The sequence below is a fragment of the Bacteroides clarus YIT 12056 genome (assembly GCF_900129655.1).
Classification (GTDB): domain Bacteria; phylum Bacteroidota; class Bacteroidia; order Bacteroidales; family Bacteroidaceae; genus Bacteroides; species Bacteroides clarus.
On sequence record NZ_FQWK01000004.1, the window covers coordinates 260,701 to 272,925 of the forward strand.

Here is a 12,225-nt window from a genome sequence, read left to right on the forward strand (position 1 = left end):
CAAATATTTTTTAGTTAGTTATAAATAGGTAATTATTATTCAAAGTCGTCTATTGTGTAATTCACAAAGTCGGAAAAACGTTTCATCTGCTTGAAGACGTCATCTGTACGCTCCAGAAAGTCGGGAGCCAGAAAGAAGCTGTCAGGCTGATAACAAGTAACGGTGTATTCCTTACATTGCAGATACTTCAGGTACGGATAATCTTTTGGGAAACCTTTCGGGGCCGTCTTTAGAAAATTCTCTCCGATAACGGGAAAGTATTGCTTGAAAGCAGGATCCTCGACAATCCCCCGAAATTCATCCATATTATCATAAACAGCCTGTCTCAGGGCTTTCAGCAAGGGAGAGGGCGGACAATAGCTGCCACCCGCCAAGAGGCAGTTTCCCGGTTGCAGATGAACATAGTATCCGCAGTGGTCTGATTTTTTCCCTTTGGCATTGATGTAGCCGCCGAAATGATTTTTATAAGGCGTTTTGTCTTCCGTAAAGCGTGTATCCCGGTAGATGCGGTATGTGCAGTCCCTGGCTTCGATGCCACGAACACTTTCGTCAAACAATGAGATACGGGAGATAATAACTGTCAGCAGGTTCTCAAACTCGTTCCGGGCATTTTCATACTGCTCCCGGTGAGCATTGAACCATTCACGATTGTTGTTGGCGGATAGTTCTTTCAGAAATTGAAATATAACAGGGATGTTCATATCATATAAATCCTTATTTCTGCCAAATTTACGGATAATATTTCTAACATGCTACAAACAGACGTAAAAAAAAAGCATCGGCTCTGGTAAACCGATGCTCCTTACACATTTATCAATCAAACAGACGCTTCTGTTTTTTGATGTACTTACTTATCACAAGCGGGTACGTCTCTTTTAATTAATCTTATATCTAATACTATGAAAAACACATTTATATAACATTACACTTTCAGATTTTGTTCATGGGGGTAAGCATATCTTTAGCAATTGTTATATCTTTGCAAGAAAATATGTAAAATATGAAAGAGTATAAATACGACGAAGAAAGCGTTAACGCTCTGATAGAGTGGACTAAAACGGCGTCATTCCCCGAACAGGTCATGTTAAGCGAAGCGGAGAATATATTTGATGTGAAAAGGTATGTACAGGCCAATCTGAGCGATATAGCCGCTCATTATCCGGATGAATTCTATAATCCGGCCATCACCCGCCTGTATCAATTAAAGGATAAGATGGAAGGTAAAGATAATGCAGAGTGATTGGGTTCACCCTGCATTATCTATCTTTTATAGTTTTATTTTGAGAATCTTACCGCTGCATCCCTCTACGGATACTTCCGTTGCCTTATAGGGCAATAGGCTTATTTTTTCTTCCTTACCGGTCAATAAATCCACGGCCTGATATTGGTCCATCTGCGGTATTTGCAGAAAATCGAAAGCATGGGAAGGAATATTGATTGCAAGGTCGGCCGATATATGGTCGAAGTTCACGACAAACAGCAATAAATCCCGTCCGAACTTACGCAGGAAAGTATATTGCCTATGTTCGTTGAAGCGCCAGCCGTTGACGTTGGCATACATCAAATCAAAAAAGTCTCCTTGCGCAATCGCCTTTTCCTCGTTGCATAACGTCAATATGCGTTGATAGACGCTATACAAATGTTTCTGATTTTCCGTCAGCATCTTCCCGTCGAATTTCCCGCCATTGCGCCAGCGACGGATAGTATCTACGCTCCAATAATCAAAGATAGTGGTACGTCCGTCCCTGCCGCTGAATCCTTCGCTATCCATACCCAGTTCGCCGAACTCCTGTCCGAAATAAATCATCATGGGATTTACATTCATACAAGCCGATACGATAAGGGCGGGAATAGCCTTGCGCGGATTACTCGCAAAGAAATCGGAAGCGATACGCTGCTCATCATGGTTTTCCAGGAAATTCAACATCCGTTTTTCTATTCCGCCCAGACTTTGCCATGCCCGTGTAATGGCGGTAGCGGACTCGTTGCCGCAAACTATCGCGCGGAGCGTGTCATATAGTCCCACTTTGTCATAGAGATAATCAAATTTTCCGCGAAACAGATAGTTGCCGTATTCTTTCGGATTGTATACCTCGGCGATAAAGAGTAGGGCGGGGTACTTGGCCTTTACCTGCGGAATAGCCCATTCCCAAAACTCAACGGGAACCATTTCCGCCATATCGCAGCGGAAGCCGTCGATATTCTTATCCGCCCAAAACAGCAGAATGTCCAGCATTTTGGTCCATGTATCGGGAACGGGATTGAAATGACAGGTACCGCCATTCTGATAATCCACGCCATAATTTAGTTTGACCGTTTCGTACCAGTCGTTGATGTTAGGATACGCATCGAAACGGTTGTTACCCGTAGCCTTGGCGGGAAACTCTTTATAAGGTTCGGCGGCAGCGCCTTTCATGTCGAATTGTCCATGCAGTTCCGACTGCGGAATATAATAGAAGTTATTATAAGGACTGAACGCATAGCTCGTATCATCGTTTGCTCCCAACTGGGAAGTACCGTCCGGCTGCATATCCGAATGGTATTGACGTGCCACATGATTGGGTACGAAATCTATGATTACCTTCAGTCCGCTGCGATGCGTACGTTGCACCAGATTTTCAAATTCCTTCATACGTTCGGGAACATCTTTCGCCAAATCAGGGTCTACATCATAATAGTCCTTTATGGCGTAGGGCGAACCGGCCTTACCCTTTACGATAGCCGGATGATCGGGCTGGATATTATAGCGACGGTAATCCGTTTGCGTTGCGTGTTCAATGATACCTGTATACCAAATGTGGGTAGCACCCAGTTTTTTGATTTCTCCTAATGCCTTGGCGGTGAAATCCGCCATCTTGCCGCATCCGTTTTCGGCGATACTGCCGTTATTGATGCAGTGGTTATTGTTGTTTCCGAATAATCGGGTAAACACTTGATAAATAATCAGTTTTTTTTCGTCGCTCATTGCTTGTTATTTAGAGAATGGTTATTTTTATTCTTTCCATATGGTGCCTTTTTCTATTTGCAGGCGTTCAAGTATGTCGTTGGTGGCATTGTATCCCTGCATAAATATCTCTTCCGCCTTTTCCAGCTCCCGGTTGCTGTAACCGTCCAGATTATAAGGCTCTATCAACAGGTCGGCTTTTTCCCGTTCGGGAAACGAGTTGGAGCGGAACATGAAGTTGTACGAACGCAAGGCTACGCTTACGATATTCATTTTGTACTTAGGCGCCATTAAAGGGCTGACATTGATTGCTACAACCTTTTCGCATACCCGCCGAATGGTAGTTACAGGCAGGTTCATCAGCAAGCCGCCGTCCACGTAATACGTCTCGTCTATCTTTACGGGCGCAAACAGTACAGGCATACAGCAAGATGCGGCTACACGCTCCGCAATATCCCCTTTATGAAAATGCGCAAGACGCCCGTGGTCCAAATCCGTAGCGGTGATAATCAACGGCAATTTCAGCTCTTCCAGCTTTTTCGCCTTCAGGTTGCTTTTCAGGAAGTCTTTGAATTCACTAAGCTCAAACAAGCCCACTTTGGGAATAACCAGTTTCGTTAAATCCTGGAATTTATGCCCGGCAAAATAATCCAATACTTTATGGGGCTCGTTACCGTCCGCATAAAAAACACCGGCCAGCGCACCCGCACTGACGCCGGAAATTATGTCGGGCTTAATATCGTGCTCCAATAAAGCCTGCATGGCTCCTAAATGGGCAAAACCTTTAATGAAACCGCCGCTCAGGGCATAACCGATAGAATATTTGTTTGAGAACCAGTTGTTCGTTACTACTTCCATGTTGTTAAAATCTACTGTTTTTGTTCGGTACGAAATTAGTTATTTTATCGTAGTAAGAAAGGAAAATAGTAGAAAAATGTTCATTTATTATAGTATCCACGGGAATTTGAAACACGCTTCATCAAACAACGCATAGTCGGCCGTACCGTTTACCGCAAAGGTTTTGATGCTGCGCGCCTCTTTCAGCAATTCACGCGCCAGCTTTATGGTAGACCCCGTTTTTATGCGGTCGTCCACCAGTAAAATGCTCTTTCCCTTGAAATCAAAATCAACGGGAGCCAGCAATTGCGGAGTATCGTATTTAGGATGTTGGTATTCGTCCCTCAAATTGATGCGCAGCAGATGCACTTCTTTTTGTAAACGCTGATTGATGATGCCGGCCGGAACAATACCGCCATTGGCAATAGCTACAATCATATCAAAATCATCGTGGAACTCGATCGTGCGGAAACGCTCCAGCACTTCTTCCATTGTTTTTGCCATAAGAGTAATGCGGTTTATATTTTTATCAACTCGTAATTCATTGTTCCCAAGCCTATTTTTTCGGCATGACGCAATCCGGCAAGCCAGTCCGTATCGGGATGTATCATGTGGAATTTGTCGCAGCCGCACAAGTCTTCGTGCTCGTGTTTCTTGGCAAGCACATTATCGCTGTGCAGTACGGGAGCCTGAATCACCAAATCCGCGCAAGCCTTATCCAGCGCTACGGGGTCTGCCGACGCCAGCATGCCGAGGTCGGGAATGATGGCGGCATCATTATGGTTCCAGCAATCGCATTCCGGCGATACGTTCATAATGAAACTGATGTGGAAGTGCGGCTTGTCTTTCAGTACGGCAACGGAATATTCCGCTATTTTGTAGTTCAGACGTTCGGACGTATCCCAGTCGCTTACTACGGCAGCGTCATGCTGGCACAGGGCTACGCATTGTCCGCATCCCACACATTTTGCATAGTCTATTTCCGCTTTACGTCCGGCGTTCAGATGTATGGCGTCATGGGCGCAATGCTTTACGCATATATTGCATCCGATGCAGTTTTCGATATCCACCTTGGGCTGCGATGAAGCGTGCAATTCCAGTTTACCGCCTACGCTGGCGCATCCCATTCCAAGATTTTTCAGAGCGCCGCCAAATCCGGCCTGCTCATGTCCTTTAAAGTGATTCATGCTGATGATGATATCGGCATCGGCAATGGCGGTACCTATCTTGGGAGCAGGGCAGTATTCCCCGTCTACCGGTATTTCCCTGTAATCCGTACCCTTCAGCCCGTCGGCAATAATCACCTGACATTGGGCGGATATAGGATTGAAACCGTTCTCCATGGCGCTCTGCAAATGGTCTACCGCATTGGAGCGACGTCCGGAATACAACGTATTGCAATCCGTCAGAAAAGGTTTGGCTCCGAAACTACGGAGCAGGTTTGCCATGCGTGCGGCATAATTAGGACGGATATACGCCAAATTACCCGGTTCTCCGAAATGTATCTTGATAGCGGTAAAACTGTCTTTCAAAGGAAGTTGTCCGATGCCTGCACGTTTAAGCAGGCGTTCCATCTTGTCTAAAAGATTAGAGGTGGGAGAGGTTCGTAAGTCTGAAAAATATACTTTGGCTTTTTCCATATATATACCTGTTTATTGTGATTATTTTTGCAAAAATAATAGATAAAATTAAATAATGACAGGTATATGAAATAAAAAAAGCAGCGGAACAAAATCCGCTGCTTTACACTCTTTTCGTGTGGAAGAGCCATGTCTTCCTATTTGACGATTAACCTAACGGGTTCTCTTCCTCGCCGCCGTTCCCTGAACCGCCGCCGCTATTATTACCGCCGTTACTGCTTCCGTCCGTATAGTCTGTGTCGACAGGTACGGAACGGGTAACGCTCATTTCATCCAGCGTACGGTGGAATATCTTTCCCGGAGTAAAAACGATACGCTTGGAAAGGATATTACTTGCCTTGACGGCATCTGCGGCATCGGCGCTCTTCGTTTTAATGGTAGGGCGGAACAATCCGAATTCACCCATTTGTACGGTTTTACCGTCGTCAATATCCTCTGCCATCATGTCTACCAGACCGCTCACCACTAAATCCACCACTTTGCGATGAATACCGCACAGACGGCTGACCTTTGCGCACATTTTGTCGAAACTCACCTGTCCCGAACCGACAGATCGCGCTACATACTTTTCCGCTTTTGTCTTGTCAAAGCCAAACACTCTTTTGGTTACTACATACTCTAAAGCCATAATTGTTAAAGTTTTATTGGTTAAAAAAATAAGGTTTACTATTGCCGTTTATTTCAACGACTATGCAAAGATACAATAGGTCTTTATTGCCATAGTCCCCTTTTAAACCCTTTAGAAGTATGTTTTTTAAGAAAAGTCATAATCCATTGATTGCTAAATCTTTTTCTTTTTGAGTTACAGACTGTTTCTGCGGTTTCCGACTTTCTAACGGAAAGAAGTCAAGGTAGTAATAAAAGTTTAAGCCGCCGATAGATAAATATGATATCATTAATTAGTATATTTGCAGTTATAAAGTAGAAAACCTTAAAGATATGAAAACAAAACATTGGACGATTGTAGTACTCGCTTTACTGACGGCAATGATGTCAGTGGCGCCTGCCAGCGCAAAACCTGTAACTGTAAAAGGAAAGGTGACGGCAAAAGAAGATGGTTCCGTCATAATAGGCTGCAGTGTACTTATAAAAGGAACCCGAAACGGAACACTGACCGATGCTGACGGAAAGTATGCTATCAGCGCCAATACAGGCGATACACTCGTGTTCTCTTATATAGGCTGCATTACCCAAGAGAAAACGGTGAAGTCTGCCAAACTCAATGTTGTGTTGCAGGAGTCTCCTGAAGCGCTCAAAGAATCCATGGTCACCGGTTATACGGTAGGAGAATCTGTGGAAGATGTATCCTCGGAGGAAATACGGATAATGTATGTTCCGGTTCGGTAGGAACTTCCTTCCGAAGAATACAATGAAATCGTAGAAAACGGATTCATGAAAGTAAAGGATACGCCGCTGTCCACTTTTTCCATTGATGTCGATGCAGCGGCTTACGGCAATATGCGCCGCTACCTTAACAAAGGACAGCTGCCGCCGGCAGATGCCGTCCGTACGGAAGAATTGATAAATTATTTTTCCTATGATTATGCGAAACCGACGGGAGACGCTCCTGTAAAGATTACGACCGAAGTAGGTGCATGTCCTTGGAATCCAGTTCATCGGTTGGTTCGTATCGGTTTGAAAGCCAGAGAAATTCCTACGGAAAATCTGCCGGTATCCAATTTGGTGTTTCTGATTGATGTTGGCGCCGAACGTTTGGATTTGGTAAAGTCATCGCTTAAACTTTTGGTAAATAATCTTCGTGATAAAGACAGAGTAGCCATTGTGGTCTATTCAGGGGCTGCGGGCGAAAGATTGCCTTCCACTTCCGGCAGTGACAAACAAAAGATTAAAGATGCCATTGACGAACTCGAGGCAGGAGGTTCCACAGCGGGTGGCGCGGGTATTGAACTTGCTTATAAAATAGCCCGGAAGAATTTTGTGCCCGGTGGCAATAACCGTATCATTCTTTGTACGGACGGAGATTTCAATGTAGGCATATCATCCGGAAAAGCTCTTGAAAAATTGATAGAGAAAGAGCGTGAAACGGGCGTTTTTCTTACGGTATTGGGATATGGAATGGGCAATTACAAAGACGGTAAAATGCAGGTGCTCGCTGAAAAAGGAAATGGTAACCATGCTTATATAGATAATTTGCAGGAAGCCAATCGGGTACTGGTGAATGAATTTGGCGCAACGATGCATACGGTGGCAAAAGATGTGAAATTGCAGGTTGAATTCAATCCGGCACAGGTACAGGCTTATCGGCTGATAGGCTACGAAAGCCGTTTGTTGCAGGACGAAGACTTTAACAATGATGCGAAAGATGCAGGAGAAATGGGAGCCGGACATACGGTAACCGCTTTTTACGAAGTGATTCCCGCAGGAGTAGAAAGCGACTATGCAGGTAAGGTGGACGAATTGAAATACCAAAAACCGGAAAAGACTGTTCCCGTATCACTTTCCAAGGAATTATTGACAGTGAAACTTCGCTACAAACAACCGGATGGGGATAGTAGTAAGAGAATAGAGATTACTCTTGCGGATGATAAAGCAAATAAAGTATCGGTGGATTTTCATTTTGCTTCGGCAGTGGCAATGTTCGGCCAGTTACTTCGCGATTCCGACTATAAGGGAACAGCCACTTATGACAAAATTATTTCCCTTACTAAGACCGGTCTTGGTAAGGATGCCAAAGGATATAAAAGAGAATTTATCCGCTTGGTGGAAATAGCTAAAGAATTGGATAAAGAATAGAAACAGGAATTGTTATACAAAAAAGTAAAATGATGATACAACTAAAATATCCTTATTAATGAGTGTGTTTTGAATTTTACTATAATTCTGGAAAAATTATAGTAAATTCTTCCAAAATTTATTAGTAGGTATTTCTGAGGTTATAAATGAATTCATTGAAATATAGGTACAAAAAAACGGCAAATCACAGTGTGAAATGCCGTTTTTTTTATGTCTTTTCATAAGTTTAATCGGGGTAAGGATCTCCTAAATTCTCAAAAATAAGCGCTTGCTGTCTGGGCGAAATCCAACGGTGATTGTATGGAAGATAACCTGTTTCGGCTAATAATGTTGCCAATTTTGTACATCTTTTGATACTGCGTTGCAAGCATCTTACCGCATTTTTGGGAGTAGAGCACCCGGGGAAATACATCTGCGCCAATTCGGAAAAAGAAGAAATAGATTTTGCCATTTGCTAAGTTTTAGGTTAATGTTATCAGTTGTTCAGAATACAAATATACGAAATCAGGATACCCTTTGTCAAGTGTTTCGGGCTTTAATTATGAAGTTTCTCAAAATTAGTTTATACGCTCTGAATGACAGAGTGTTTTGATATAAACCGATTCTCAATATCGACTTATAAGTTTTATCTTTATCTCAATTCTGCTTATTATTTAAGAACTGAGTTTATTCCCCGGAAAAGAAATGGCATAGAGGCCCGTTTCCATGTCCGATATGCAGGTCTTTACCATAATAAATAGCTTTGCCTATATAGGCTTTGGCTTGACGGATAGCTTCTTCAAGTCCGTTGTTGCGGGCAGCAAAGGTGGCGATGGCGGAAGAAAGCGTACATCCCGTACCATGAAGGTTGTAACTCTCTATTTTTTGCTGTTCAAACAGGCTGACACTACCGTTGTTGTACAATACATCACACATTGTGCCGCCGGATAAGTGACCGCCCTTCACCAGTACGGCGCAATGATAGCGGTTTGCCAGCTCACGAGCGGCGTGTTTCATTTCCTCCAGGTCCGTAACGGGGTTGGAAAGAAGCAAAGACGCTTCGCTCAAATTGGGAGTTATCAGGGAACAGAGGGGGAACAGTTCGTTTTGGATAGCGCAAACGGTATCTTCCGTCATTAGTTTTCGCCCGCTGGTGGATACCATAACGGGGTCATAGACGACAAAACGAGACCGGTACTTTTGCAAACATTCTGCTATGGTATGCACGATAGCGGCATTGTGTACCATTCCTATCTTGATAGCGGCAGGCTGCAAATCGTCTGTTACGGATATTATCTGTGCTCGAACAATATCCGGCGGGATAGGGTAGACAGCTTGAACTCCCGTTGTGTTTTGCGCTGTAACGGCGGTAATGACAGAGGCGGCGTACCCTTTCAGCGCAGAAATCGTTTTAATATCCGCTTGTATGCCTGCACCGCCGGAACAGTCGGAACCGGCAATGGTGAGAATGACAGGAATAGTTGACATGATAATATAAATGTTTGATGATTAAAATAAAGACGCCAAACGGAGTAATTCCTTGAAGTGCCCGATAAAATCCGTTCCCGTCCGTTTCCATATATCTCCCAAAAGAACCGCACCGCCGAAACCTGATGAACTGATTTCGGGGAAATGCGCTGCCGTGACACCACCCAATGCCATTACTTTAGCGTCTATAATGCCTGCTTGCCGCGCCTTTTGCAGGGTGTCGGGAGTATAGGCAGAGGAATACCCCTTTTTGGAAATACTATCGTATATGGGGCTGAGGAATACGTAATCGCAGGTTGTTTTGTATTTTGAGACTTCTTCCAATGAATGGCAGGAGCGGCTGATGTGTCCGGTAAAGCCTGCCGGCGCTACCGGGTTGCGTCCGTTCAGATGGATACCTTTCAAATTTAGGAAAGACGCCAGTTGGAAATGCTCGTGAGTGACGATACGTTCCAGATACTCCGACGGAAGCTTGTTCAATAATTTTTCCATATCTTCATAAGAAGCGCCGGGTTTCCGAAGATGCAGAATCTCAAGCCCTGCATCGAACAGGGAAGTGATTGCTTCGGCTTCTTCTTCAAAGAATACAGGTAGGGTAATCGTTATCAGTTTCATACTTTTCGGGATATTGCTTTTAGGTAAGTAAATGTTGAGAATTAATTTATATCAAGATAGTATAAACTAATTATGCGCATTTACTTATTAAAGGGCAAATCATTCGTTTTCACAATGAAAGAACGAACGATTGCATGGTTCTTAAATCCACAGTCCATAATTTCCCTGCCAAGACCTCGCCGTAGCCGCAAATGAGCTTCATCGTTTCACTCGCTTCCACACTGCCTACGATGGCAGGGGTAACACCTACGACGGAGTTGTCGGGAGCGGGCATTTGCAATGTTGCGGTTTCGTCGGGAAACAAATCCCTGTATGTCTTGGGTCGCTCACCGTAACAGAATACGGAAACTTGCCCTTCAAATCCCTGAATAGCGCCGTATACATAAGGCTTGTTCAGCGAGCTGCAACTGTCGCTAATCAGATAACGGGTGGAGAAGTTATCGCATCCGTCTACAATGATGTCATATTCGGCAACCAGACGGCGGGCATTCTCCTGATTGAGACGGAAAGGATAGGCATGTACTTTTACATCACCGTTCAAAGCCTGCAATCTTTGGGCGGCACAGTGTACCTTAGGTTGTCCTACCTCGTTTTCCGTGTACAATATCTGGCGTTGCAGGTTGCTGATACCGACCGTGTCATCGTCCACCAAACCTATTGTACCTACCCCTGCACCTGCAAGATAGAGGGCGGCAGGGGAACCAAGTCCGCCTGCGCCTACTATCAGAACTCTTGCCTTATGCAGTTTTTCCTGTCCGTCTTCTCCTATTTCGGGAAGAGAGGTTTGTCTGCTGTATCGGGTCATGATGAGAATTATAAGTATAAAGAAAGAGGCTTAAACCCGTTTCAGGTCGAAACTGGCATCCCAGTCTTTCCATACGGGTTCGCGGCCTAAACTTTTTAAGGCTTTGTCCACTTCCACGGCTTTGCGTTCATCGCTGACGTGGAATTGCTCCAATGTCTGCGGATAGCTGTAATATCCGCCCGGTTCCGTCTTGCTTTCCGCGCTCATGGTGGTTACTCCCAGAGTAGCCATGTGATCGCGTATGAAAGCCGGTTCGCGGGTAGAATAGGATATATCCACATCATGGTCGAATATCCGCATGGCGAATGTAACTTGCGCCAGTTCTCGGTCGCTCATAATCACGTTGGGTTGGAAACCACCGTTTTCCGAGGGACGCATGCGCGGGAAGTTGACGCTATACTTTGTTTTCCAGTAATGTTTCTGGAGATAGCGCAAGTGGTATGCCATCATGCAAATATCGGTTCTCCACTCTTTCTCCAAACCGATAAGCACTCCCATACCGATGGAATGTACGTCCGCCTGTCCCATACGGTCAAAACCGTTGACACGCCATTCGAATTTGGACTTCATGCCGCGCGGGTGATAGATGTTATAGTTTGCTTTATGGTAGGTTTCCTGAAAGCAGATAACGCCGTTCATGCCATGCTCTTTCAGCTCGGCATACTCTTCGGCTTTCAGGGGCATTACCTCAATCTTCAGGTTACTGAAATAAGGCTTTGCCAAATCGAGTGCGCGGGCGATATAGGGAACGCCGGCTTTGGCGGGGTTTTCACCCGTAACCAGCAACAGGTTCTCAAAGGGAGCGAGCTTTTTGATAGCCTTGTATTCGTTCACAATTTCCTCTTCCGTCAATATGGTGCGGGGCATGGGATTACTGATATGAAAGCCGCAGTACACGCAGGAGTTGGTACAGGAGTTCGTAATATACAACGGCACAAACATGGAAATCGTTTTGCCGAAACGTTCCTCCGTATACTTTTTGCTTAAACGCGCCATCGTTTCCAGATAGGGGACGGCGGCCGGTGAGATGAGTGCCATAAAGTCCTCTACGTCACAATGTTCTTTGGAAAGAGCACGACGTACGTCCGCATCTGTTTTGGAGTGGATGCGGTCGGTCGTCTCTTCCCAGGATATTTTTTCTAATTCGTCTGAAAACATATAAT

At 44.7% G+C, this 12,225-nt stretch carries 12 protein-coding genes and 1 pseudogene; 2 read left to right on the forward strand and 11 right to left on the reverse strand.

Going from position 1 to position 12,225, the window contains the following annotated elements; translation table 11 throughout:
- Window positions 1-35: 35 nt before the first annotated feature.
- Complete coding sequence (locus tag BUB52_RS08470) at window positions 36-701, reverse strand: DUF2461 domain-containing protein (RefSeq protein ID WP_009120995.1); 666 nt, start codon at window positions 699-701, stop codon at window positions 36-38.
- A 299-nt stretch (window positions 702-1,000) separates the two neighbouring features.
- Between BUB52_RS08470 and BUB52_RS08475 the strand changes: the two genes are divergently transcribed.
- Complete coding sequence (locus tag BUB52_RS08475) at window positions 1,001-1,240, forward strand: DUF6965 family protein (protein WP_009120994.1); 240 nt, start codon at window positions 1,001-1,003, stop codon at window positions 1,238-1,240.
- A 27-nt stretch (window positions 1,241-1,267) separates the two neighbouring features.
- On the opposite strand, the gene BUB52_RS08480 is transcribed toward BUB52_RS08475, so the two are convergent.
- The 5 genes from BUB52_RS08480 to BUB52_RS08500 form a co-directional block, all read right to left on the reverse strand.
- Window positions 1,268-2,965 carry an alpha-amylase family protein gene (locus BUB52_RS08480; RefSeq protein WP_009120993.1) on the reverse strand — a complete coding sequence of 566 codons (1,698 nt, stop codon included), beginning with the start codon at window positions 2,963-2,965 and terminating at the stop codon, window positions 1,268-1,270.
- 27 nt (window positions 2,966-2,992) lie between these two features.
- Window positions 2,993-3,802 carry a patatin-like phospholipase family protein gene (locus BUB52_RS08485; protein WP_009120992.1) on the reverse strand — a complete coding sequence of 270 codons (810 nt, stop codon included), beginning with the start codon at window positions 3,800-3,802 and terminating at the stop codon, window positions 2,993-2,995.
- Between the two features lie 87 nt (window positions 3,803-3,889).
- On the reverse strand, window positions 3,890-4,285 hold the full coding sequence (locus tag BUB52_RS08490) for a phosphoribosyltransferase (RefSeq protein ID WP_009120991.1): 396 nt from the start codon (window positions 4,283-4,285) through the stop codon (window positions 3,890-3,892).
- Between the two features lie 14 nt (window positions 4,286-4,299).
- Window positions 4,300-5,421 (reverse strand): DUF362 domain-containing protein, encoded by a 1,122-nt coding sequence (locus tag BUB52_RS08495; protein WP_009120990.1) that lies wholly within the window; start codon window positions 5,419-5,421, stop codon window positions 4,300-4,302.
- Window positions 5,422-5,569: 148 nt separating this feature from the next.
- Window positions 5,570-6,049, reverse strand: a complete 480-nt coding sequence (locus tag BUB52_RS08500; RefSeq protein WP_009120989.1) for an HU family DNA-binding protein — start codon at window positions 6,047-6,049, stop codon at window positions 5,570-5,572.
- A gap of 311 nt (window positions 6,050-6,360) precedes the next feature.
- On the opposite strand from BUB52_RS08500, the pseudogene BUB52_RS08505 reads away from it, so the two are divergent.
- A pseudogene (locus tag BUB52_RS08505) lies at window positions 6,361-8,175 on the forward strand (YfbK domain-containing protein).
- A gap of 226 nt (window positions 8,176-8,401) precedes the next feature.
- On the opposite strand, the gene BUB52_RS08510 reads toward BUB52_RS08505, so the two are convergent.
- From BUB52_RS08510 to thiH, 5 genes are all read right to left on the reverse strand, one after another.
- Complete coding sequence (locus tag BUB52_RS08510) at window positions 8,402-8,626, reverse strand: DUF4248 domain-containing protein (RefSeq protein WP_022219150.1); 225 nt, start codon at window positions 8,624-8,626, stop codon at window positions 8,402-8,404.
- A gap of 215 nt (window positions 8,627-8,841) precedes the next feature.
- Window positions 8,842-9,642, reverse strand: coding sequence for a bifunctional hydroxymethylpyrimidine kinase/phosphomethylpyrimidine kinase (gene thiD / locus BUB52_RS08515; RefSeq protein WP_009120985.1), 801 nt, complete (start codon window positions 9,640-9,642; stop codon window positions 8,842-8,844).
- A 21-nt stretch (window positions 9,643-9,663) separates the two neighbouring features.
- Window positions 9,664-10,257, reverse strand: coding sequence for a thiamine phosphate synthase (locus BUB52_RS08520; RefSeq protein WP_009120984.1), 594 nt, complete (start codon window positions 10,255-10,257; stop codon window positions 9,664-9,666).
- 109 nt (window positions 10,258-10,366) lie between these two features.
- Entirely contained in the window at window positions 10,367-11,062 is a 696-nt protein-coding gene (locus BUB52_RS08525; RefSeq protein WP_009120983.1) for a HesA/MoeB/ThiF family protein, read from the reverse strand.
- A gap of 30 nt (window positions 11,063-11,092) precedes the next feature.
- Entirely contained in the window at window positions 11,093-12,220 is a 1,128-nt protein-coding gene (gene thiH / locus BUB52_RS08530) for a 2-iminoacetate synthase ThiH (RefSeq protein ID WP_009120982.1), read from the reverse strand.
- Between the last annotated feature and the right edge of the window lie 5 nt (window positions 12,221-12,225).

Coding starts and splice junctions, on each gene's coding strand:
- BUB52_RS08470 (WP_009120995.1), bottom strand. CDS start 701: ATGAACATCCCTGTTATATTTCAATTTCTGAAAGAACTATCCGCCAAC.
- BUB52_RS08475 (WP_009120994.1), top strand. CDS start 1,001: ATGAAAGAGTATAAATACGACGAAGAAAGCGTTAACGCTCTGATAGAG.
- BUB52_RS08480 (WP_009120993.1), bottom strand. CDS start 2,965: ATGAGCGACGAAAAAAAACTGATTATTTATCAAGTGTTTACCCGATTA.
- BUB52_RS08485 (WP_009120992.1), bottom strand. CDS start 3,802: ATGGAAGTAGTAACGAACAACTGGTTCTCAAACAAATATTCTATCGGT.
- BUB52_RS08490 (WP_009120991.1), bottom strand. CDS start 4,285: ATGGCAAAAACAATGGAAGAAGTGCTGGAGCGTTTCCGCACGATCGAG.
- BUB52_RS08495 (WP_009120990.1), bottom strand. CDS start 5,421: ATGGAAAAAGCCAAAGTATATTTTTCAGACTTACGAACCTCTCCCACC.
- BUB52_RS08500 (WP_009120989.1), bottom strand. CDS start 6,049: ATGGCTTTAGAGTATGTAGTAACCAAAAGAGTGTTTGGCTTTGACAAG.
- BUB52_RS08510 (WP_022219150.1), bottom strand. CDS start 8,626: ATGGCAAAATCTATTTCTTCTTTTTCCGAATTGGCGCAGATGTATTTC.
- thiD (WP_009120985.1), bottom strand. CDS start 9,642: ATGTCAACTATTCCTGTCATTCTCACCATTGCCGGTTCCGACTGTTCC.
- BUB52_RS08520 (WP_009120984.1), bottom strand. CDS start 10,257: ATGAAACTGATAACGATTACCCTACCTGTATTCTTTGAAGAAGAAGCC.
- BUB52_RS08525 (WP_009120983.1), bottom strand. CDS start 11,062: ATGACCCGATACAGCAGACAAACCTCTCTTCCCGAAATAGGAGAAGAC.
- thiH (WP_009120982.1), bottom strand. CDS start 12,220: ATGTTTTCAGACGAATTAGAAAAAATATCCTGGGAAGAGACGACCGAC.